Annotated in this window: 24 protein-coding genes and 1 tRNA gene; 16 read left to right on the forward strand and 9 right to left on the reverse strand. The window is 37.6% G+C overall.

Annotated features, from left to right (window positions below; translation table 11 throughout):
* From GZA11_RS12750 to GZA11_RS16775, 4 genes are all read right to left on the reverse strand, one after another.
* Positions 1 to 397, reverse strand: a 397-nt coding sequence (locus GZA11_RS12750) for an IS3 family transposase (protein ID WP_163184102.1), incomplete at its 3' end; no start/stop codon positions are given.
* 71 nt (positions 398 to 468) lie between these two features.
* Complete coding sequence (locus tag GZA11_RS12755; RefSeq protein ID WP_163184104.1) at positions 469 to 1,149, reverse strand: helix-turn-helix domain-containing protein; 681 nt, start codon at positions 1,147 to 1,149, stop codon at positions 469 to 471.
* A 102-nt stretch (positions 1,150 to 1,251) separates the two neighbouring features.
* Positions 1,252 to 1,650 (reverse strand): excalibur calcium-binding domain-containing protein, encoded by a 399-nt coding sequence (locus tag GZA11_RS16770; RefSeq protein WP_235925021.1) that lies wholly within the window; start codon positions 1,648 to 1,650, stop codon positions 1,252 to 1,254.
* Between the two features lie 48 nt (positions 1,651 to 1,698).
* Positions 1,699 to 2,292 (reverse strand): thermonuclease family protein, encoded by a 594-nt coding sequence (locus GZA11_RS16775; RefSeq protein WP_235925023.1) that lies wholly within the window; start codon positions 2,290 to 2,292, stop codon positions 1,699 to 1,701.
* Between the two features lie 966 nt (positions 2,293 to 3,258).
* Here GZA11_RS16775 and GZA11_RS12765 point away from each other — a divergent pair.
* The 8 genes from GZA11_RS12765 to wrbA all read left to right on the forward strand — a co-directional run bounded on the left by GZA11_RS12765 (position 3,259) and on the right by wrbA (position 8,603).
* Positions 3,259 to 3,681, forward strand: coding sequence for a MarR family winged helix-turn-helix transcriptional regulator (locus tag GZA11_RS12765; RefSeq protein ID WP_038541286.1), 423 nt, complete (start codon positions 3,259 to 3,261; stop codon positions 3,679 to 3,681).
* Between the two features lie 62 nt (positions 3,682 to 3,743).
* Positions 3,744 to 4,142 carry a DoxX family protein gene (locus GZA11_RS12770; protein ID WP_038541289.1) on the forward strand — a complete coding sequence of 133 codons (399 nt, stop codon included), beginning with the start codon at positions 3,744 to 3,746 and terminating at the stop codon, positions 4,140 to 4,142.
* 131 nt (positions 4,143 to 4,273) lie between these two features.
* Positions 4,274 to 5,212 (forward strand): ring-cleaving dioxygenase, encoded by a 939-nt coding sequence (locus GZA11_RS12775; protein WP_163184106.1) that lies wholly within the window; start codon positions 4,274 to 4,276, stop codon positions 5,210 to 5,212.
* 23 nt (positions 5,213 to 5,235) lie between these two features.
* Positions 5,236 to 5,844, forward strand: coding sequence for a flavin reductase family protein (locus tag GZA11_RS12780; protein ID WP_163184108.1), 609 nt, complete (start codon positions 5,236 to 5,238; stop codon positions 5,842 to 5,844).
* A 39-nt stretch (positions 5,845 to 5,883) separates the two neighbouring features.
* Positions 5,884 to 6,828, forward strand: coding sequence for a ring-cleaving dioxygenase (locus tag GZA11_RS12785; protein ID WP_163184110.1), 945 nt, complete (start codon positions 5,884 to 5,886; stop codon positions 6,826 to 6,828).
* A complete protein-coding gene (locus GZA11_RS12790; protein ID WP_163184112.1) occupies positions 6,828 to 7,439 on the forward strand; it encodes an alpha/beta hydrolase in 612 nt (203 codons plus the stop codon). Before GZA11_RS12785 ends, GZA11_RS12790 begins: the two co-directional genes overlap by 1 nt.
* Positions 7,440 to 7,465: 26 nt before the next feature.
* The gene (locus tag GZA11_RS12795) at positions 7,466 to 7,891 is read left to right on the forward strand and encodes a DoxX family protein (protein ID WP_038541302.1); all 426 of its coding nucleotides are present in this window, start codon (positions 7,466 to 7,468) and stop codon (positions 7,889 to 7,891) included.
* A gap of 100 nt (positions 7,892 to 7,991) precedes the next feature.
* The gene (gene wrbA, locus GZA11_RS12800; RefSeq protein WP_163184114.1) at positions 7,992 to 8,603 is read left to right on the forward strand and encodes an NAD(P)H:quinone oxidoreductase; all 612 of its coding nucleotides are present in this window, start codon (positions 7,992 to 7,994) and stop codon (positions 8,601 to 8,603) included.
* Between the two features lie 103 nt (positions 8,604 to 8,706).
* Here the strand turns inward: wrbA and GZA11_RS12805 are convergent, their stop codons facing one another.
* Positions 8,707 to 9,108 (reverse strand): isochorismatase family protein, encoded by a 402-nt coding sequence (locus tag GZA11_RS12805; protein WP_321175667.1) that lies wholly within the window; start codon positions 9,106 to 9,108, stop codon positions 8,707 to 8,709.
* On the opposite strand from GZA11_RS12805, the gene GZA11_RS12810 reads away from it, so the two are divergent.
* Positions 9,038 to 9,331: a hypothetical protein gene (locus tag GZA11_RS12810; RefSeq protein ID WP_162472587.1), complete on the forward strand. Its 294-nt coding sequence runs from the start codon at positions 9,038 to 9,040 to the stop codon at positions 9,329 to 9,331. The genes GZA11_RS12805 and GZA11_RS12810 overlap by 71 nt on opposite strands.
* A 161-nt stretch (positions 9,332 to 9,492) precedes the next feature.
* On the opposite strand, the gene GZA11_RS12815 is transcribed toward GZA11_RS12810, so the two are convergent.
* Positions 9,493 to 9,566: transfer RNA gene (locus GZA11_RS12815), tRNA-Arg, on the reverse strand.
* A 125-nt stretch (positions 9,567 to 9,691) separates the two neighbouring features.
* Positions 9,692 to 10,447, reverse strand: a complete 756-nt coding sequence (locus GZA11_RS12820; protein WP_163184115.1) for a YwaF family protein — start codon at positions 10,445 to 10,447, stop codon at positions 9,692 to 9,694.
* Between the two features lie 245 nt (positions 10,448 to 10,692).
* On the opposite strand from GZA11_RS12820, the gene mutS reads away from it, so the two are divergent.
* The 3 genes from mutS (at position 10,693) to GZA11_RS12835 (ending at position 15,808) form a co-directional block, all read left to right on the forward strand.
* On the forward strand, positions 10,693 to 13,296 hold the full coding sequence (gene mutS, locus GZA11_RS12825) for a DNA mismatch repair protein MutS (RefSeq protein WP_204317769.1): 2,604 nt from the start codon (positions 10,693 to 10,695) through the stop codon (positions 13,294 to 13,296).
* 21 nt (positions 13,297 to 13,317) lie between these two features.
* Positions 13,318 to 15,213 (forward strand): DNA mismatch repair endonuclease MutL, encoded by a 1,896-nt coding sequence (gene mutL, locus GZA11_RS12830; RefSeq protein ID WP_163184117.1) that lies wholly within the window; start codon positions 13,318 to 13,320, stop codon positions 15,211 to 15,213.
* A gap of 145 nt (positions 15,214 to 15,358) precedes the next feature.
* Entirely contained in the window at positions 15,359 to 15,808 is a 450-nt protein-coding gene (locus tag GZA11_RS12835) for a hypothetical protein (protein ID WP_163184119.1), read from the forward strand.
* 70 nt (positions 15,809 to 15,878) lie between these two features.
* Here the strand turns inward: GZA11_RS12835 and mreBH are convergent, their stop codons facing one another.
* Complete coding sequence (gene mreBH / locus GZA11_RS12840) at positions 15,879 to 16,886, reverse strand: rod-share determining protein MreBH (RefSeq protein ID WP_038541316.1); 1,008 nt, start codon at positions 16,884 to 16,886, stop codon at positions 15,879 to 15,881.
* A 350-nt stretch (positions 16,887 to 17,236) separates the two neighbouring features.
* Here mreBH and miaA point away from each other — a divergent pair, with 350 nt between their 5' ends.
* From miaA to spoVK, 3 genes are all read left to right on the forward strand, one after another.
* The gene (miaA, locus tag GZA11_RS12845) at positions 17,237 to 18,196 is read left to right on the forward strand and encodes a tRNA (adenosine(37)-N6)-dimethylallyltransferase MiaA (RefSeq protein ID WP_038541321.1); all 960 of its coding nucleotides are present in this window, start codon (positions 17,237 to 17,239) and stop codon (positions 18,194 to 18,196) included.
* Positions 18,197 to 18,223: 27 nt separating this feature from the next.
* Positions 18,224 to 18,454 (forward strand): RNA chaperone Hfq, encoded by a 231-nt coding sequence (gene hfq, locus GZA11_RS12850; RefSeq protein ID WP_038541324.1) that lies wholly within the window; start codon positions 18,224 to 18,226, stop codon positions 18,452 to 18,454.
* 257 nt (positions 18,455 to 18,711) lie between these two features.
* Positions 18,712 to 19,659, forward strand: a complete 948-nt coding sequence (gene spoVK, locus GZA11_RS12855; RefSeq protein WP_163184121.1) for a stage V sporulation protein K — start codon at positions 18,712 to 18,714, stop codon at positions 19,657 to 19,659.
* A 110-nt stretch (positions 19,660 to 19,769) separates the two neighbouring features.
* Here the strand turns inward: spoVK and GZA11_RS12860 are convergent, their stop codons facing one another.
* A complete protein-coding gene (locus GZA11_RS12860) occupies positions 19,770 to 20,375 on the reverse strand; it encodes a trimeric intracellular cation channel family protein (RefSeq protein ID WP_038541330.1) in 606 nt (201 codons plus the stop codon).
* Between the two features lie 168 nt (positions 20,376 to 20,543).
* On the opposite strand from GZA11_RS12860, the gene hflX reads away from it, so the two are divergent.
* Positions 20,544 to 21,800, forward strand: a complete 1,257-nt coding sequence (gene hflX / locus GZA11_RS12865) for a GTPase HflX (RefSeq protein ID WP_163184123.1) — start codon at positions 20,544 to 20,546, stop codon at positions 21,798 to 21,800.
* The last annotated feature ends 7 nt before the right edge of the window (positions 21,801 to 21,807 follow it).

Below are 21,807 nucleotides of genomic sequence, written 5' to 3' on the forward strand. Positions count from 1 at the left end.
CACTTAAATAAGCCTTCTTCGAAGGACCATATTTGAACTCGGTAACATCTGTTACCCATTTTTCATTTGGTTTCTCAGCTGTAAATTCACGATTTAATATATTCTCTGCAACGTGCTGAGGTTTTGAACGCCTATATCGTGTCTTCTTCCTCCTAATAACAGATTGAATCCCGGCCATTCTCATTAGCCTATATATTCGTTTATGATTAAAACTCTTTCCAAACTTTCGGTTTATATTTATTAACATTCGACGATAACCATAGATACCCTTAACGTTCTTATGGATAGCTTTCATTTCCTTAATAATTTCTTCATTTTCAAGTTCTCGCAAGGAAGGCTTACGGTTTAACCATTTATAATAAGCAGCTCTTGCAACGCCTGCAATGTCGCATAACATGACAATGCTGAATTGCTCATTATCATGAAGTTCTTTAATTGCGATATATTTATCTTCAAATCTTACTTGACTTATTTTCTCCTCCTTTCGATCTCCTCTAACTTTTTTAAGAATGCATTCTCCGCACGTAAACGTTCATTTTCTTTTTCAATTTGACGAATCACTAACTTCATTTTTTCTTCTGGAGTTAATTCTTCTTCGTTCTTCGAACGTCCTCGACGATCTTTTAACGCATCCCAACCGCCAGCTTCATATTTACGTACCCATTGATAAACTTGATGGTAGGATACTTGATGGTGTTCAGCTGTTTGTTGATAATTTTTTCCATTTCCTAATGCATCTTGTACAATTTCAATTCTTTCTTTCCAAGTTGTCTTTCTTCCTTTAGTCATAGAGTTCGATCTCCCTTTTCCCGTATCTTTTAATTCTCTATGACCATTATACTTCTTTATCCATTGACGTAGAGTGGAAGTACTTGGAATCTCATATTTTCTAGTAACCTCCCGAAGGGAGAAATCTCCACTAAGATAGTCCTTAACTGCCTGTATTTTAAGTTCCTTTGAATACTTCCTCCATGAAGAAGACTCTTTTAATCCTTCCACTCCGTATCTTTCAAATTTATATACCCAATCATAAATTGTTACGTTATCCGTATTATAAATAGATTCCAATTCAGAAATGGAATAAGTCTCATTTTTAAAATCATTAATAATCTTTATTTTTTCTTCTAAAGAACGTGCCCGTCTTGACATTAAAAATACTCCCCTTAGGTAAACAGATTTTTATTTTTTTAACCTGTCTACCTTATGGGGAGCATATCACGTGCTATATATGTTATTTTAGCTTATTTCCTTTTATCTCTCACAAGCGTAATGATCTTTATCACGATCCATTTTTGACTGATAAGCCGGATGACCTGCAGGAACTCCATTTGGATATTTCTTTCTTAGCTCTGTACAATTTGCAAAAAATTCAATATCACCATTTGATGATGAGCTTGGTGTAGTTGTAGCTGATGACGTTGTTGAACTACTACTACTTGTGTTGCTGTTTCTATATGTTGTAGCAGGTTTTGAGGTTTCTTTAGGATCAAGATCACTTTTTGTTGTTCCATTCTCCCCGTAAGCAAATAATCCAGTTTGATTGCTTCTTGCTTCCCTAGCAAACTTAACGAAATAATCACTGTATTTCACATCTGGAGGGTAAGTAGATGGCTCTGCATATCCGTTTAATACTAAATCAGCGTTAAACATCTTTGTACGGATTTCATTTTCGTCTAAATCATCCTTAGGAACAGCTAATCATACGATTCTTAATAGGCGACCATAACGATCTGTTTCTGAAACATCTTTTTGTAACCAAATTTTCTTACCTTCTAGTTTAGTTTTTGTATAATTGCTTGCTCCTTTTCCATATTGTTCATGTCGGTTCATAGATTCGGGTGTATTTACTCCAACCAGCCTTACTTTACTTCCATCTGATAATTGAAAAGTATCACCATCCACTACTCTTGAAACAGTTGCTGCAACTAGCCCCATGCTAGTAGCTGCTTCTTGTTCTTTATTTGCGTCTTCTACTTTTTCTGCTTGTTTCTTTGCTGCCTGATTACCATTAGGATTTTGGACATCGGTTTCTTTTGTTGTATTAATTTTTTCTGATGAAACATTTTCACTCGTTTTTTCGGTTTTTACATCTGAAGAACCAAATAAAAACCATCCACATGCAATAAGTATCCCTAATACTAACATAGAAACTGGGATCTTTGACTTTACATTATTAGTTTTATTTTTCTTCCAAAGATATCCTCCCCAGATAGCAACACCAATTCCTAACACCCCTACAATGTTGCTAAACAACCATGAAACAATTGCAATGATCAGGCTTATGATAATCAAAATTCCAAAACATCCCAAAGATTTCTCATTTATATCGCCCATATAAGCTTCAATTTTTATATATTATTGTGCTTTAAACCCAGAAAATAACTTAATAATTATCTACCGAGCTATTTATAAAGGTGAAGATTCGCTACCAATCCCCCACATTCACGTGCACAATGGTAGTTTTGTATAGGTTTTTATTGTGGGTATTTATACCTATTTTAGTAATTAAAAATTTTTAACAAGTCGTTCCATCTCGCCTTTCGTGTTTTTATAAAAAAATAAAATACAATTTAAAATCCTGCCCCTATCCTCCCTTAGTTGTAATAATGTTGTAGACTATAGGTTTGAAAAATAAAAAAACCCTTGCTAATGCAAGGGTTTTTAGCGTCCCAGAGAGGATTCGAACCTCCGACCCACAGTTTAGGAATGTGTATATTTAAGCTGTATTATACAGTAAAATGCTTAATTTTATAAGGTTTTGTTTGTCTAATGTTGGATTACATATGTAAGTTTTAAGTGGCATTTTGTAATGTTTGGTGGCAAAAAATTTATGTAAAAAAAGCCCCCCACGCCAATTTAACTTCCTTCCAGTTTGAGTTTGGACCTTGTGAAGCGATGAAAGAGATTTGCAGCCATATGAACTATCTACCAAGAAATTGGATGCTTTGTCTGATATATGATAGAGGAAATTCATAGTATAACCAAATAAGTGTTTCTGGAATTTAAATGATGAAATTTTATCAATAGAATTATTAACCATTTTTATTATTATTTAATACGAATCTGTATAGGTATTTATATTTATACATAAATGTCAAGTTGTTCTTATTTTATTAACTGGCAGGTTAGTTCAACAAGAAAACAAAATTAATATCTAACCTAAACATAAAAAGGTTATTGACAAAAAAAACTATAAGTATTATCATTATCTCAGATTCAAGATAATTTAATTCGAGATTCTTTAAGGAGGTGTAATGAATGGAGAGGAAATGCAATAATGTACCTTTTCTTGTATTAATGCAAACATCTAAAGCAATTCATGACCGAATAAAGGAAGAAATGGCAAATATCAAGCTAGGTATTACGGAATTTTCTGTTTTAGAGGTACTTTATCAAAAAGGGAAACAAACAATTCAACAAATTGGAAATTGCATATTGATCTCAAGTGGTACGATGACCTATGTTATAGATAAGCTAGAACAAAAAGGTTTATTAAGTCGAAATGCCTGTCCAGATGATCGCCGAGTAATTCATGTGACATTAACTGTTGAAGGAAATGAATTGATGAACGAAATCATGCCGAAATATCATGAGTTCGTTAATGATATGTTTGAAGGTTTAAATTCGAATGAGGCAGAGACATTGGTGAAACTTTTAAATAAAGTAAGGAATAATGTTTAATATTTTATATTTTGAATATATATCTCGAATTCGAGATAAATGATAATTAGGAGGATTTTAAGATGATAAATATTGGTTTATTAATCATTCGTTTAGTGGTTGGTTTATTATTTGTGGGTCACGGTGCTCAAAAATTGTTTGGTTGGTTCGGAGGTTATGGTTTAAAAGGTACAGGAGGTTGGTTTGAATCCATTGGTATGAAACCAGGTGTAACTATGGCACTTTTTGCAGGATTAGCAGAACTTATAGGAGGAATTTTATTTACATTAGGACTCTTAACTCCACTCGCAGCAATTATGATAGCAGGAACGATGGTCATGGCTATTGTTAAGGTGCACGCACCAAACGGATTATGGGCAACATCAAATGGATATGAGTATAACCTAACATTGATTGCAGTTGCTATTGGTGTTGCTTTAATCGGTCCTGGGCAGTATGCTTTAGACGCATTTTTATTCTAAAATATCACGAATTAGAGATTCTTGGATTGAAGAATAATCTTAAAAAGAGTTTAATTGACGAAGTAGGAACAAAAAAAGGTATCAAGTTCATTAAAATACTGGATTATGACATTAAAAAGGAGTGTAAAAAAATGAATAAAAAAACAATGGGTATTCACCATATCACGGCAATCGTAGGGCATCCTCAAGAAAACGTGGATTTTTACGCAGGAGTTTTAGGATTACGCTTGGTTAAGCAAACAGTAAATTTTGATGATCCAGGAACTTATCACCTTTATTTCGGAAATGAAGGTGGTAAACCAGGAACTATCATAACATTCTTTCCATGGGTAGGAGCACGACAAGGAATTATCGGAGACGGTCAAGTGGGTGTGACTTCTTATGTAGTTCCTAAAGGTGCCATGGAGTTCTGGGAAAAAAGGTTAGAAAAATTCAATGTAACTTTTACTAAAATGGAACGCTTTGGGGAACAGTATTTGGAATTTGATGATCCACATGGCCTTCACTTGGAAATTGTTGGAAGAGAAGAAGGAGAAATCAATACTTGGACTTTTGGTGATGTAACACCTGAAGTTGCTATCAAAGGTTTTGGCGGAGCTACTCTATTATCGACTCAGCCTAATAAAACGGCTGAATTGTTAGAAAAAGTAATGGGGCTTGAATTAGTAGGTAAAGAAGGAGACTTCGCTCGTTATTGTTCCACTGCGGAAATAGGAAATATTATTGATCTAAAATTAACTTCAATTGGACGGGGGCAATTGGGTGTGGGTACAGTTCACCATATTGCATGGCGGGCTATTGATGATCAAGACCAATTGGATTGGCAAAAATACGTGGTATCCAAAGGATATGGAGTTACTCCTGTACAGGATAGAAACTACTTTAATGCCATTTACTTTAGAGAACATGGGGAAATTCTATTTGAAATTGCCACTGATCCTCCAGGATTTGCACATGATGAATCACAAGAGACAATGGGTGAAAAATTGATGTTGCCATCACAGTATGAGCCTCATAGAGCACAAATCGAAGCAGTGTTATTACCGTTTGAAGTGAGAGAATTAGACTGATTATACGAAAAGGGATGATTTCTTTGCTTTCAATTGACCCAGCCTTATTATCTGAAAGAGAAAATTATAAATTTCTAATAGGAAGTATTATACCTAGACCAATCGCTTTTGTCACAACCATTTCAAAGGATGGCATTTTAAATGGGGCACCATTTAGCTATTTTAATATCGTGTCTTCCAATCCTCCGATGATTTCATTATCTATCCAACGGTCATCGGGAAGACAAAAGGATACAGCTAGAAACATCAATGATTCCAGGCAATTTGTGGTTCATATTGTTGACGAACAAAATGTTGAAAAAATCAATAAAACAGCTGCCAACCTTCCTCCTGAACAAAGCGAGATTGAGTTAGCAAATTTATCTCCAGTGGATAGTGTAAGGATTTCTGTACCAGGTGTAAAGGAAGCGAAGATTCGAATGGAATGTTCATTAGAGCATTCCATAGCATTGGGAGGCTCGGATACTCCTGGATGTGATTTTATTATAGGAAAAGTTGTTCAATTTCATATCGAAAGCGACATTTATGAAAATGGAAGAATCGATCCGAGGGGATTAGCAGCTGTTAGCAGATTGGCTGGAAATAATTACGCCAAAATTGGTGAGATTTTTGAAATCGAAAGACCTAAATAGTTGGTTTTAGAATCCCATTAATGAAATGGAGAGGAAAATATGACAAAAACAGCTGGTATTCATCATATAACTGCTATGGTTAATGATGCTCAAAGAAATATAGACTTTTATGCAGGTGTGCTTGGACTAAGGCTTGTTAAAAAAACAATAAACTTTGATCGTCCAGAAGTCTACCATCTTTATTTTGGAAATGAAACGGGTCAACCAGGTACTGTCATTACTTTTTTTCCTTGGGCTAAACAGTTAAAAGGGCGTATTGGGCAAGGTCAAGTGGGTGTGACCAGTTATGTTATACCTAAGGGTTCTGCTCCATTTTGGGAGAATCGATTAGGTAAATTCGGAGTTGAATTTACTTCATCCATTCGCTTTGGTGAAAAATACTTAAAATTTAACGATCCCGACGGTCTCCAACTCGAATTGACAGAACGAGATGACGGATCATTGAATACTTGGAACTTTGGGGGAGTTCAAGCAGAAAATGCGATCAAAGGATTTGGAGGTGCTGTTCTGTTTTCTGCACAGCCACATAAGACAAAGTATGTTCTAGAAAATATTTTAGGGTTAGAATGCATTGGTCAGGAAAATGAATTCTTAAGATTTAATTCTGAAGGAGACATTGGAAACACCATTGATATTCACTTAAATCCTTCCGTTCGGGGTCTAATGGGGGCTGGGACAGTTCACCATATAGCTTGGAGAGCCAAGGATGAAGAAGAACTTCTCAGATGGAGATCACTTCTCCAAGACAAAGATTATTATCCGACAGAAGTTCGTGATCGCAACTACTTTAAAGCAGTGTACTTTCATGAAGGAGGAGGCATCCTCTTTGAAATAGCAACGGACCCACCAGGTTTTACAGTGGATGAACCTGTCGGTGAACTTGGAAGAAAACTTATGCTACCGTCTTGGTTGGAGTCAAAAAGAGAAGAATTAGAAGAAACCTTGCCTCCTGTGGAGGTTCGTGTTCTGGAGGGAGATAAATAATGAAACATATATTCAATAAAGGGCAAGATCCAACAAAACCAACATTATTATTGCTTCATGGAACTGGTGGCAATGAATTAGATCTGTTGCCTCTTGCAGGAAGAATTGATGATGAGGCTTCTGTCTTAAGCGTTCGAGGAAATGTTTTAGAAAATGGTATGCCACGATTCTTCCGAAGATTAGCAGAAGGTGTATTTGATATAGAAGACCTTATTTTTCGAACAAAAGAATTAAATGAGTTTCTAGATGAGGCAGCAGAGAAATATGGTTTCGACCGAGATAATATTATAGCAATTGGATACTCAAATGGAGCCAATATAGCTGCAAGTTTATTATTTCATTATCAAAATGCATTAAAGGGTGCAATTCTTCATCATCCAATGGTACCTAGAAAAGGAATTGAACTTCCTGATTTGTCAGGTAAGTCAGTGTTTATTGCTGCTGGGACTAATGATCCGATTTGCTCGCCAATGGAATCGGCCGAACTTCAATCATTATTAGAAAATGCTAATGCGAATGTAGAACTTCATTGGGAGAATAGAGGTCATCAATTAACCATGGAAGAAGTAGAAGCAGCAACGAATTGGTATCGAAAAGTAATAATCAAATAAAATATAAGATTTGGGAGAGGTAGAAAATGTTATTAAAAAACGAAATCGGAGCACTTGTTTTACGAGTAACTTTAGGGGCATTATTTTTGATTCATGGTATTGTAAAATTTCAAGGTGGAATCGAGAATATTGTGGGTTGGTTTGATAGTATTGGTTTACCTGGATTTATGGCATATGGAGTGGCATTGCTAGAAATCATTGGAGGTATAGCATTAATCATTGGTTTGGCAACAAGGCCTGTATCTGGGTTGTTTGCATTACTAATGATTGGAGCAACACTAAAAGTGAAACTTGCAGTTGGTTTATTAGGAAATGGTCAAATGGCAGGATATGAGTTGGATTTGGCCTTTTTAGCAATAGCAGTTTACCTTGTAATAAATGGTAGCAAGCTATTATCAGTGAGCCAATTGATTTTTCATAAAGATTCAAATGAAATTAAAAGAGCAGCTTAATAATGAATATAGTTCTCAAACCAAAGAAATAGTAGCTTTGGTGGTGTATTAAAATGGGTTTCTTATCCAAATTATTTGGGAATTCAACTGATAAGAAAAAATGGCAAATATAAAATTAGCAGTAATTTATTACAGTATGGGTGGAACTAACTATCAATTAGCAAGATGGGCAGAAGAAGGTGCCAAAGAGGCTGGTGCAGAAATAAAAGTACTAAAAGTGCCTGAACTTGCTCCACAATCTGCTATCGAAGGAAATCCTGTATGGAAAGCCACTGTTGAAAAAACAAAAGATGTACCAGAGGTTCAATTGGATGATTTAGAATGGGCAGATGCGATTATTTTCAGTGTACCAACTCGATTTGGTAATATGCCATCACAAATGAAACAATTCCTAGATACAACTGGTGGTCTTTGGTTTAATGGAAAGCTGGTAAATAAAGTTGTTAGTGCAATGACTTCCGCTCAAAACGCTCATGGCGGTCAAGAGGCAACCATTTTATCACTTTATACAACAATGTATCACTGGGGTGCAATTGTTGCGGCTCCTGGTTATACTGATCCTGTAACATTCGGAGCAGGCGGTAATCCATATGGAACTAGTGTAACTGTTGACCAAAACGGTAAAATGATTGAAGATGTTCAAGCGGCTGTAAAACATCAGGCAAAGCGTACAGTAACAGTTGCAGAGTGGGTTAAAAAAGCAAATCAATAAATTTTATTAGAAAAAAGTTATAAGGAAAAAAAGTACCCCATAGTTAGAGACTAAAAAAGTCTACTTAGGGGTACTTTTTCTTGTTTGTTTTCTGCTTTATATATTATTTTCCATTGCTTCCTTTTCTTCCGTACTGAATCCCGAACATCTCATTCGCATAAATTATTCCTAGTCCGTAAGCACCCCCATGTTGTTTTACAATATCGAGTGTCCCATTGTAAGTCTCTTTAATAGCAAAATCACGCTGTAATTCTAACAAATATTGTAACCAAGTGATTGGGTGTGCTCCAGCCTGTGTCATACGAATTACGGCCATGTCATGTGATTCTTTATTTACTCCACCAGATGCATCAGTGATAAAAAACACTTCATATCCGTCGGCGATAGCACTCAGTACAGGTTCAAGCAAACACACCTCTGTCCAAAGACCCGCCATGACTATTTTACGTTTTCCATATTCTTTGATTTGTCTTCCAAAGGGTTCGAAAAACAGTGAAACTAACATTGAAGAAGATATTAAAGAACAAATGGGGGACCCTTCAAAATTCAATAATTTATATCAATGTTTTGTGAATATGCATGAAAATTATGGTTCACATATGCAAATAATACTAGTTGATAATGACCTTCCTGAAAGCTTAGAAAAATCATTACAACAGTATGTTGTGAAGCAATTTAGGCGTGATGGAAGAGATAATTGTGATATTGGTCTGATTGATGATGTGTAGATTATAAAAGCATACCTTCCTAATGTCTTTTCAGCATTATTGTGTGTAATATGGTGGCAATCGGTTCCGTTTGGTGGCAAAATGGCGGCAATCAAACTGTTTAAAAAGAACAACTATTACAGTTAAAACAGAAAAACCCTTGCTAATGCAAGGGTTTTTAGCGTCCCAGAGAGGATTCGAACCTCCGACCCACAGTTTAGGAAACTGTTGCTCTATCCTACTGAGCTACTGAGACATCTGATTGGGAACGTTTTTTATTATAATTCGAACATGGATAAAGGTCAATAAAAAAAACAATAATCATGGAACATTTTTCTAGTAGGATAGGTATTTTCCCAATAGTCAGGAATGTCCTGCTTTTTATCGGAAATAAGGTTTTTTGATGTATGTATCATTTTTAGGAGCTGGTCTCTTGTCACTTTTATCCCTAAAAATGAACCAAATCACTATACTTAGGATAATCAATAGTGCTTCCATCGAAAGAATATAGTATGGATATGGGCCTAATAGATCAAGCAAGCTTGGTCCGGGAGGTTTATGACTTAGAAAGAAATAGTTTCCGCCAACACGTTTGTTTATAAATAGGATAACCGGCAATAAACAATTTAAAAACACACATAGTTTCACAATGGACCATAAAGTAGGTCGATACCCTTTTACCCATGTAAAATAAAGGACGACCCAAATCATCATTAGATGGGTATAAAAGAAATGAAAGAATCGGAAATGTGGGAAATCAAAGTTGAGATAAGGAGTAATCAAAGCTTGTGATGCCCCTAATAAGGCAGTAAATAATAAAATTTCATAGATCAGTTTCTTTTTTGTTATTAATAATAATACGGTTAGAAACAAACTTATACTACATAATTCTAATGGGAGAGAATGGCTTACCTTCCACATGCCACCTACAAACATCCATAAATGATAGATCGCTTCTATGCCAAGTAAGGATATGGCAGCTGCGATTTCATAACGCCTCCATTTTTCATCTTTTAATCTTTCTTTCTTCCAAAATATCATCATGGAAACGAAAATAAGAATAGCGATCACAACCATATGGCTAATGGAGAACATTTCAAACTTATTCATTTGATAATTCGAACCAAACCAGTTCAATCGGGAACACCTCATTTCGAATGTAGGCTTACTTTCATTATGAGGTTTTTACTCATTCTGTAAAAGAAGATTCGTCTTTCAAATTATGACAAAATCCTATTGGATTTTAGAGAAGGTTTCTATGAAAGAGTTTGGAAGGGATTGGAAAAATGAAGATAGGTTTATTCTGGTTCATAAAGTTACAGCAAAATATGATATAATAGTTTGTCGAAGATACTCGAATGATTAATAGTTTGGAGGAAATTATGGCTTCTTATACGCCGATGATACAGCAATACTTAACAGTCAAGGCAGATTATCAGGATGCCTTTTTATTTTTTCGTTTAGGTGATTTTTACGAAATGTTTTTTGAAGATGCGATTAAAGCATCTCAAGAATTAGAAATTACATTAACTAGCCGGGATGGTGGGGCCGAGGAACGGATTCCGATGTGTGGAGTCCCGTACCATTCAGCAGCTAACTATATTGAACAGCTCATTTCAAAAGGATACAAAGTTGCAATTTGTGAACAAATTGAAGATCCGAAGCAGTCAAAAGGCGTGGTGAAGCGTGAGGTCGTTCAAGTCATCACTCCTGGTACCGTGATGGACGGAAAAGGGTTAATGGAGAAAGAAAATAACTATATTGTTTCGGTTACAGCTTTTGAAGACCAAACGTTTGGACTAGCATATAATGATATCTCCACAGGGGAAAGCAAAGTCACGTTATTATCCAACAATCTGGAAGAAGTATTGAACGAAATTGCTGTTTTAGGAGCAAAGGAAGTCGTCGTTGCTAGTGACTTTGACGGTGAATGGCAAAAGAAAATGCGGGAGCGGAATGTACTTGTCATATCTTATGAGGATCAAAGTTCAATAGATAGGAAGTTTTCCCACCTACTCGAAGATTTGAATCAAGACAAACTCAAACAGACCGCCGCTAGATTATTTCATTATTTATACCGCTCGCAAAAAAGAAGTTTGGACCATCTCCAGCCCGTATCTACGTATCAAATCCATCAATTTATGAAAATTGATTATTACTCGAAACGAAATCTAGAATTAACAGAAACGATCCGCACAAAAGGAAAGAAAGGTTCTTTATTATGGCTCTTGGATGAAACAAAGACAGCGATGGGCGGAAGGATGTTAAAGCAATGGATTGACCGTCCGTTGATTGACCGAGAAAAAATCGAACAACGTCATCACTTCGTTGAATTATTGATGAACTACTATTTTGAACGCCAAGAACTTCGTGAAAAATTGAAGGAAGTATATGATTTGGAGCGTCTGGCAGGCCGGGTTGCTTTTGGAAATGTAAATGCCCGCGATTTAGTGCAATTAAAACAATCTTTATTACAAGTGCCATATTTAAAGCAAATTCTTCAATCGATCGGAAGCGAAGAGATGAACCGAATCATTGAACGCCTCGATCCATGTGAAGAGGTGACAGATCTTTTAGAACGGGCGATTGTGGATAATCCTCCGCTATCATTAAAAGAGGGAAACATCATCCGTGATGGGTATCATGCTCAGCTTGACCAATACCGCGATGCCAGCCGAAACGGAAAAACATGGATTGCCCAATTAGAGCGCGAAGAACGGGAGAAAACCGGGATCAAATCGTTAAAGGTTGGGTATAATCGTGTGTTTGGCTATTATATTGAAGTGACAAAAGCGAACCTTCATCTATTAGAGGAAGGACGATATGAGCGGAAACAGACGTTAACAAATGCAGAACGCTTTATCACTCCTGAATTGAAGGAAAAAGAAGCGTTAATTTTACAAGCAGAAGAAAAAATCGGCGAGCTCGAGTATGAATTGTTTACGGAAATTCGTGAAACGGTAAAAGAATATATTCCACGTCTGCAGGCATTAGCGAAAACGGTTAGTGAGCTCGATGTCTTACAATGTTTTGCTCAGGTAAGTGAAGAACGTCGATATGTTAAACCAAAATTTTCTTCGGAACGCCGTGTAGTCATCAAGGATGGCCGTCATCCTGTTGTTGAAAAAGTGTTAAATGCCCAAGAGTACGTTCCAAATGACTGCTTTATGGACAGTGATCGTGAAGTCTTACTCATTACTGGTCCAAATATGTCAGGGAAAAGTACGTATATGCGTCAAATTGCATTGACAGCGATACTGGCGCAAATTGGCTGCTTTGTTCCGGCGACAGAAGCGGTCCTACCTATTTTTGATCAAGTATTTACTAGAATTGGGGCTGCGGATGATTTAATTTCTGGGCAAAGTACATTTATGGTTGAAATGCTTGAGGCAAAAAATGCAATTGCCAATGCAACGCAAAATAGCTTAATTTTATTTGATGAAATTGGACGTGGAACATCGACCTATGACGGAATGGCACTGGCCCAGGCCATTATTGAATATATACACAATCGAATAGGTGCAAAAACCTTATTCTCCACCCACTATCATGAATTAACTGTATTAGAGAAAGAACTGGCGCAATTAAAGAATATCCATGTTAGTGCCGTCGAACATAATGGGAAGGTGGTATTCCTTCACAAAATTAAAGAAGGTCCAGCTGATAAAAGTTATGGTATCCATGTCGCTCAATTAGCGGAATTACCATCAGAACTCATTGAAAGAGCAAATGAAATTTTAACAACGCTGGAACAGTCAACTGTCTCAGATACTCAAAGGAATGAAAATGTAGCCATTCCTACTGATAAAGTGGAGCAACCGGAACAATTGTCATTTTTCGATACACCAGCAGAACCAATAAAATCCGAGCTATCTGACAAAGAAAAGAAAGTCCTCGACAAAATGAAAGGACTAGATTTGCTGGATATCACCCCACTCCAGGCGATGAATGTTCTGTACGAACTTCAGAAAACGTTAAAGGGGTAAAGAAGGAAGGAGGAGGACATCATGGGAAAAATTATCCAATTAGATGATGCCCTATCCAATAAAATTGCGGCGGGAGAGGTCGTCGAACGCCCTGCATCTGTCGTTAAAGAACTTGTGGAAAATTCGATTGATGCTGGCAGTTCTGTGATTGAAATTGAAGTAGAAGAGGCAGGACTGGCTAAAATTCGAATACTGGACAATGGAAACGGCATTGAAGAGGATGATGTGCTTCTTGCTTTCCAGCGTCATGCCACTTCCAAAATTAAAAACGAAAATGATTTATTCCGAATTCGAACACTCGGCTTCCGTGGTGAGGCCCTTCCAAGTATCGCATCCGTGTCCAGATTGGAGATGAAGACCTCAACCGGCGAAGGTGTCGGTCATCGAGTTGTGATTGAGGGAGGAAAAGTAGAGGTTTTTGAAAAAGCGTCGGCAAGACGGGGGACAGATGTCACGGTTACCGATTTATTTTTCAATACTCCAGCCCGTCTGAAATATATGAAGACAATTCATACGGAACTAGGGAATATCACAGATGTAGTGAATCGTCTTGCATTATCTCATCCAGAGGTGGCCTTCCGTTTGGTTCATAATGGGCGGAAGCTGCTGCAAACAAACGGAAATGGTGATGTCCGGCAGGTGCTTTCTTCGATTTACGGATTAAGCATTGCAAAGCAGCTTGTGCCGATTGAAGGAAGTTCGTTAGATTATAAGGTGAGCGGATTTGCTTCCATGCCTGAAGTGACAAGAGCTTCAAGAAATTATATTTCCACCATGGTAAACGGTCGTTTTATCAAAAACTATCCTTTAGTGAAGGCCGTCCAAGAGGGGTACCACACACTTTTGCCTATTGGAAGGTATCCAATCGTCCTTCTTAACATTGAAATGGATCCATTGTTAGTGGATGTCAATGTCCATCCATCCAAAATGGAAGTCCGTTTCAGTAAAGAAAAAGAACTGAATGAACTAGTGACAAGGACGATAAAAAATGCCTTTCAATCAAAAGTTTTGATTCCAACCGCTACACCTGTGAAAAAAGAAGTGCCTAAGACGGAACAAACGGCATTGGATCTGAATGAGGGGACCATTACACCAAGTGTTACTTCCTTCCATTCTAAAGAAGAACGTCCGGTCTCATCTTATACCATGCCAGAAATAGGATCAGACTTGAAGAAAGCACAGCAGGTCCATGAACCACCTGTATGGGAGAAGGAAACTTCATATAAAGAGCCGCTTGCCTCTGTGGAGGATACAGAAGAGAAAGAGCGGAAGGAAGAAACGGTAGAGGATAACGATATCACTCATTCTATTCGTGAAGAGAATCAGGTTGAGAGCCGTGTTCCACGGATGTATCCTATTGGTCAGATGCATGGCACCTATATTTTTGCTCAAAATGAAAATGGCTTGTATATCATTGATCAGCATGCCGCACAAGAACGCTTGAAGTATGAATATTTTAGGGAAAAAGTCGGACAGGTCGCGTCTGAGTTACAGGAAATGCTCATACCGTTAACTTTTGAGTATTCGACAGATGAATATATAAAAATTACCGAACATAAAGCCGAGCTTGAAAAGGTAGGGGTATTTCTCGAGGAATTTGGCCCAAATAGCTTTATTGTTCGATCTCATCCACAATGGTTTCCAAAAGGGGTAGAAAAAGAAATTATCGAAGAGATGATTGAGCAGCTATTATCCATGAAAAAGGTCGATATCAAAATCTTACGAGAGGAAGCTGCCATCATGATGAGTTGCAAAGCCTCTATTAAAGCAAACCGTCATCTTCGAAACGATGAAATCCAAGCATTGCTTGATGATTTAAGAAAAGCATCCGATCCTTTTACTTGTCCGCACGGCCGGCCCATTATCGTGCATTACTCCATTTATGAAATGGAAAAGATGTTTAAGCGGGTGATGTAATTCATACATGGTCCAACTCGATTCAGAGTTGGACTTTTGTTTTTATGATGAAAAATAAACGTGATGGGGGCAGGAATAAAACGTTTTTTGGCCAATTATAATAGAGTAATATGGAAAGAAGCATGCATAATAGGGGTGGGCAACGGTGGTATTGGGTCTATTTGTCATTCTTATACCGGTATTGTTAATCATTTTTGTGATAAATTTTGCTTTGAAATCGAATGAAAAAGGGGGAGAGTCAGTGTTCCGGCATCTATATATCTATTTAGTATTATTTGCAACCTTAATGATGGTCATTGGTGGCGGTATTTCCATTTTTATGGCAGCTGCCGATTTAGTCAGTCCGCCGTCCTATTACCAAAGCTACGAAGAATATAAAATGATGAAACAGAGTGAAGTGACGAAAGAGGAAAACGAAAAAGCTTTAACAGAAGAGGAACTTCGGGCTAGTTATGAACAAGCGGTAAAAGACGAGCAAAATCGCACAAAGGTACAGGCCAAAAATCAAATCATTAAAAGCTTAGGTTTTATTGTGATTCCTCTACCCGTCTTTCTCTATTTTAATAAGTTAAGAAAAAAGCATGGTGAAGTATAACAAAAGCCGCATACCATTTGCCTTACAAGTAAACAGGCTGGTATGCGGCTTTAAATCTATCACAATAGGATTATTTCACGGCTGCTTGAAGCTTGCTCATATATTGAATGGCCTTTCCAGTACCATAAGCGACTGATTCAAGCGGGCTTGGTGCCAGTTGAACGGGAACGACAATCTCATTACTTAGCCATTCTTCCATTCCATTTAACAAGGCACCGCCGCCAGTCAAAATGACTCCTCGATCCACAATATCTCCACTTAGTTCGGCTGGGCAGTCTTCAAGAGTAGCTCGAATCGCCTCCAAAATATGCAATAGTGCTTCTTTCAATGCATTACGAATTTCATAGGATGATAGAGTAATTGTTTTTGGCAACCCAGTAACAAGGTCGCGGCCACGTACATCCATTTTCTTTTCTTCATGATCTACAAGTGCATATCCAATTTCCTTCTTGATATTTTCAGCGGTTAATTCCCCGATTAAGACATTGTATTCCTTGCGTACATATTGGATGATATCTTCATCGAGACGGTCACCACCAACTTTAATGGAATGGTAAGCAACTACTCCTCCAAAGGAAATGATCGCTACTTCGGTGTTCCCTCCACCAATATCGACGATCACGTTGGCAACCGGTTCATCGATTGGTAAGCCAGCTCCAATAGCAGCTGCCACCGGTTCTTCAATTAATGTTATTTTTTTAGCGCCTGCATTTTTGACAGCATCATGAATCGCTCTTCTTTCCACACTCGTGGAACCGGACGGAATGCATACAACTACATTCGGTTTGCGAACGGCAAAGCCAATCTTTTTTGATGCTTTACGCATGATATGTTTTAACATTTCTGTTGTAATATCAAAGTCCGCAATCACCCCATCCTTTAATGGACGGATGGCGACGATTTTTTCAGGAGTCTTACCGAGCATTTCTTTTGCTTCTATTCCGACCGCAACAATTTTTTTTGTTTCTGTGTCCATTACGACAACAGAAGGTTCATTTAGTGTAATTCCCTTTGCTTTGCTATAAACTAATGTATTTGCAGTCCCTAAGTCAATTCCAATATCATATGAGTTTAACATATCATCACCTATTTCCGTTATAGTAATCTTTTTACAAATAAATCTATATTCTCGCGTTCATTAGACAATTTACGAGTAATACCTACAAAATAGTCTACGAAACATCCTACCATGAAAATGGGGGTTGAAAGCGGTTTGTAAAGGAACCGTTAATGGATTGTAAATTTCCGAGATATTCTTATTCATTTTGAAATAACCGTTATGTTATTTTCATGTAAGAAAGCGCATAGAAATAAAAGTTTTTGTATATACTTGTTTGATGTTCTACTGCTATGTAAAAATATGTTACGATAAAGCTGTGAACATAAAGGATATCTCACAGGAAAAAACGATAAGGCAGTGTGAAAAGATTGGATGCAAAGCAAAAATTACTAGTCATCATTGGCCCGACTGCCGTTGGTAAAACCAAACTCAGTATTGAATTGGCACACCGATTCAATGGTGAAATTATCAGCGGAGATTCCATGCAAATTTACCGAGGAATGGATATTGGCACGGCCAAAATTACGAAGGATGAAATGGAAGGGATTCCTCACCATTTAATTGATATTAAAGAACCATATGAAAATTTTTCAGTGGCTGAATTCCAGCATCTGGTTCGCGCCAAAATAAAAGAGATTGCCGAAAAAGGGAAACTTCCCATCATCGTGGGCGGTACGGGTCTATACATTCAGTCTGTCATTTATGACTACCGATTTGCCGATGTTCCCGGTGATGAAGCATTACGACGGCAGCTGGAGGAGAGAGCGAACGAAATAGGGAATGAGGCACTGCACAAGGAGCTAATGGAAAAAGACCCTATAAGTGCAGCAAACATCCATCCAAATAATCGGAGAAGAGTGATACGTGCTTTGGAAATTTTCCATCTCACAGGTGGGAAAACCATGCATGACTTTCAAATCAACCAGCAACCAGAGTTAATGTATCATACCGCATTAATTGGCTTGACCATGGAACGGGAGAAACTGTATGAACGAATTAATCAGCGTGTGGACTTGATGATGAAGCAAGGTCTATTGGAAGAGGTGAAAGCTCTTCATTCCCAAGGTTTGCGTGATTGTCAATCCATTCAGGCTATTGGCTATAAAGAGATTTATGAATATCTTGATGGGAAAATTAGCCTTGAACAAGCGGTAGAAAACTTGAAGCAAAATTCCCGGCGTTATGCCAAAAGGCAATTAACTTGGTTTCGAAATAAAATGGATGTAAAATGGTTTAATATGACAGATGTGGCTAACCTGTCAAAAAAAATAGCAGAAATTTCACAATATGTGGAAGGAAAGCTTCAAGTAAAATCGAATACATATTAATAGAGATATAAGAGGAGGATATATAAAATGAAAACAACCATTAATATTCAGGATCAGTTCTTAAACCAATGCCGTAAGGACAATACGCATGTGACCGTATTCCTGCTAAACGGGTTTCAATTAAGAGGCCAAATTAAAGGCTTTGATAATTTTACTGTTCTTTTTGAATCAGATGGGAAACAGCAATTGGTATACAAGCATGCCATTTCCACCTTTGCGCCGCAAAGAAATGTACAACTTGACCTGGATAACCAATAATCAAACAACCGAGCCCGAATTTTGGGCTCTTTTTTTATTGGCCAAAACAATAGCTGATTTCAAGATAAACATGTTCCCTTTCGGAGAGAGTCTTCCGTTCCTTCACCAGCAAATTCAAAAAAACTTTTTAATGAAATGAATGAATGGTGAATAAACATAGTATGAAAGAGAAGGATTTTTATTAATTGCTATGATTTATGTACCATCCAAGAATCATCCTTTGTCTAAATGGCCTGCAAAAATGAGAGGTGAAAGCTTTGGATCAACCGATTCGTATGAAAAGCAACGGTCAAATAAGCGTAGTCCTCAATTCCCAAAAAAGAAAAACCGTAACAAAAGAGTTACCTGACTTTCACGTTGCTCCAAAGGTTATTCCCCCTGAACATTCAGCTCTGAAGGAAATTGAAGAAGAGTTGGGAGCTTTGGTTGGCATGGAAGAAATGAAACGAACCATAAAAGAAATATATGCATGGATCTATGTAAATAAAAAACGTGAAGAAATGGGCCTGAAAGCAAAGAAACAAGCTCTTCACATGATGTTCAAAGGGAATCCGGGTACTGGGAAAACGACTGTAGCCAGATTAATTGGTAAACTGTTTCATAAGATGAATGTATTATCAAAAGGCCACCTAATTGAAGCAGAAAGGGCCGACCTGGTTGGTGAATATATTGGGCATACGGCACAAAAAACACGGGATCTTATAAAGAAAGCTCAAGGAGGAATATTGTTTATTGATGAAGCCTATTCCTTAGGACGTGGTGGTGAAAAAGATTTTGGGAAGGAAGCGATTGATACCCTTGTCAAACATATGGAAGATAAACAATATGAATTTATTCTTATTTTAGCTGGATATTCACGCGAAATGGATTATCTATTATCACTAAACCCTGGTTTGCATTCTCGTTTTCCCTTAGTGATTGATTTTCCTGATTATACGATCGATCAATTGATGGAAATCGGTGCAAAAATGCTCGCTGAACGAGAATATTCTTTAAGTCATGAGGCGGAAAAGAAGCTAAAAGAACATTTAATTGAAGTTCGTTCTGTTATGAGCCCGAATCGTTTTTCGAACGGAAGGTATGTCAGAAATATCATTGAAAAATCCATTCGGGCACAGGCCATGCGTTTGTTAATGCAAAATAGCTATGACAGACATGATTTAATGATGATCAGGAGCAATGATCTCGTTTTTGAAGATAAATAAAAAATCGGCGGTTCATCCATCCGCCGATTTTTTTAGGATAAAACTATTTTTTGTTCTAGTGAACTTTCTAACTCCGGCCATACGCCGCTGGACAGGGGGCTTCCGCTTTTCTAATGTACTCCAAGTCTGCGGGATGGTAGTTTCCAATCATATGTATAGGAAAGTACCCGCAGGATGGTTACAAGGATAAATAAGGTGTATAGTTCCCAAGAGTTGGTTGCAATTTTTAGACCGATGATAACACCTGCTAGGATCGCCCAAACAGCATAAATTTCTGAACGAAGCACAATTGGTTTTCGACCTGCTAATAAATCGCGGATGATTCCTCCTCCGCTTCCTGTTAATACGGCAGCAACGATGACGGCACTAATTGGGTGATTCATATCCGCTGCATACATGGCCCCTTGTATCGCAAAGGCGGATAAGCCAATTGCATCAGTGAAATTTCCCCAGCGATTCCAGTGTTTTAATAGATTATTTGGAAACAAAAAGACCGCTGTAATAGAAATTAACGCAATTTGAAAAAACAACCCTTGCTCCCATAGAGCAGAAACAGGAACACCAATTAATAGGTTTCGAATGGCCCCACCACCGAAAGCGGTGACAATTCCTAAAATATAAACGCCTAGAATATCATATTCTTCTTCCATTGCCACAATGGCGCCGCTGACAGCAAAAGCAATGGTGCCAATCATACTTAATACTTCCCATGTCATTTCTGTCTGTTTCTCCTTGATGTTTAATATATTTGTAGCAAACAAAATTTTATCATGGTAAAAGAAAAATACAATAATTATTTTTAAAAAATAAAAGGAAAATTAGAGAAACCTTGTCATTTTTGATAAGATGAAAACTAGAGTGATTCGGAAAGGGAAGGATGTCTTGTGGAACAAAGAGAACCAAAAGAAAAGGCCATATTAGTTGGCTGTCAAATAGATGACGATGATTTGCGATTCCATTATTCGATGGAAGAATTAAAATCCTTAACGGAAACAGCACAAGGAACAGTCCTTGCGACTGTTTCTCAAAAGCGGGACCGACTTCACCCAGCAACCTATATAGGGAAAGGGAAAGTGGAAGAAATAAAAAACTTGGTCGAGGAAACAGAAGCCGACTTGGTGATTTTTAATGATGAACTCACACCGAGTCAAAAGCGGAACTTAGCTGCTGAGATTGATGCTCGGATTATTGACCGAACTCAGCTTATATTAGATATTTTTGCACAAAGGGCTCGTTCCAAAGAAGGGAAACTGCAAGTAGAACTTGCCCAGCTTCAATATTTACTTCCAAGGCTAGGCGGTCAAGGAACTGCCTTATCCAGACTCGGTGGTGGAATCGGTACACGCGGTCCAGGGGAAACCAAATTGGAATCGGATCGACGCCATATCCGTCGGAGAATTGATGATATAAAAAATCAACTTTCCGTCATTACACAACACCGAAACCGTTACCGGGAAAGAAGAAAGAAAAATAAAACCTTTCAAGTGGCGATTGTCGGATATACCAATGCTGGGAAATCTACGCTATTTAACCGTTTGTCTGAAGCGGATTCCTATGAAGAAAACCAGTTGTTTGCCACTTTGGATCCGATGACAAGAAAATTGATTTTACCGAGTGGCTTTCTTGCCTTAATTACAGATACTGTTGGCTTTATTCAAGATTTGCCAACCTCACTCATAGCGGCCTTTCGGTCAACTCTAGAAGAGGTAAAGGAAGCAGACTTACTGCTTCATGTAGTGGATATGTCAAATCCGGATTATTTCCATCACGAAAAAACAGTGAATAAGTTGCTTGAGGAATTAGAAGTAAGTGATGTCCCTCAATTAACCGTCTATAATAAAAGAGATATAAAGCATCCTGACTTCGTTCCAACAGCGAATACGCCAACTGTTTTTATCAGTGCATTGGATGAAGGGGATCGACAAAACTTAAAACTTAAAATAGAGCAGGTCATGAAAGGGATGATGCAACCATATGAGGTAGTGGTTCCATCTTCGGAGGGGAAACTGCTTTCTCAATTAAAAAATGCAACCATTTTAAGAGAGTTGACATTTAACGAAGAGACGCAAGCGTATCACTGTAAAGGATATACATTACAAGATCATCAAATAACAGGACAATTGCAGAAATATCAAATATAGATAGGAG

The organism is Neobacillus sedimentimangrovi (genome assembly GCF_010614825.1).
GTDB classification, from domain to species: Bacteria; Bacillota; Bacilli; order Bacillales; family Cytobacillaceae; genus Neobacillus; species Neobacillus thermocopriae.

Bases quoted from the DNA above. Each gene is read 5' to 3' on its own strand.
- GZA11_RS12755 (WP_163184104.1), bottom strand. From the start codon at position 1,149: ATGTCAAGACGGGCACGTTCTTTAGAAGAAAAAATAAAGATTATTAAT.
- GZA11_RS16770 (WP_235925021.1), bottom strand. From the start codon at position 1,650: ATGTTTAACGCTGATTTAGTATTAAACGGATATGCAGAGCCATCTACT.
- GZA11_RS12765 (WP_038541286.1), top strand. From the start codon at position 3,259: ATGGAGAGGAAATGCAATAATGTACCTTTTCTTGTATTAATGCAAACA.
- GZA11_RS12770 (WP_038541289.1), top strand. From the start codon at position 3,744: ATGATAAATATTGGTTTATTAATCATTCGTTTAGTGGTTGGTTTATTA.
- GZA11_RS12775 (WP_163184106.1), top strand. From the start codon at position 4,274: ATGAATAAAAAAACAATGGGTATTCACCATATCACGGCAATCGTAGGG.
- GZA11_RS12785 (WP_163184110.1), top strand. From the start codon at position 5,884: ATGACAAAAACAGCTGGTATTCATCATATAACTGCTATGGTTAATGAT.
- GZA11_RS12790 (WP_163184112.1), top strand. From the start codon at position 6,828: ATGAAACATATATTCAATAAAGGGCAAGATCCAACAAAACCAACATTA.
- GZA11_RS12795 (WP_038541302.1), top strand. From the start codon at position 7,466: ATGTTATTAAAAAACGAAATCGGAGCACTTGTTTTACGAGTAACTTTA.
- wrbA (WP_163184114.1), top strand. From the start codon at position 7,992: ATGGCAAATATAAAATTAGCAGTAATTTATTACAGTATGGGTGGAACT.
- GZA11_RS12810 (WP_162472587.1), top strand. From the start codon at position 9,038: ATGACTATTTTACGTTTTCCATATTCTTTGATTTGTCTTCCAAAGGGT.
- GZA11_RS12805 (WP_321175667.1), bottom strand. From the start codon at position 9,108: ATGTTAGTTTCACTGTTTTTCGAACCCTTTGGAAGACAAATCAAAGAA.
- mutS (WP_204317769.1), top strand. From the start codon at position 10,693: ATGGCTTCTTATACGCCGATGATACAGCAATACTTAACAGTCAAGGCA.
- mutL (WP_163184117.1), top strand. From the start codon at position 13,318: ATGGGAAAAATTATCCAATTAGATGATGCCCTATCCAATAAAATTGCG.
- mreBH (WP_038541316.1), bottom strand. From the start codon at position 16,886: ATGTTAAACTCATATGATATTGGAATTGACTTAGGGACTGCAAATACA.
- hfq (WP_038541324.1), top strand. From the start codon at position 18,224: ATGAAAACAACCATTAATATTCAGGATCAGTTCTTAAACCAATGCCGT.
- GZA11_RS12860 (WP_038541330.1), bottom strand. From the start codon at position 20,375: ATGACATGGGAAGTATTAAGTATGATTGGCACCATTGCTTTTGCTGTC.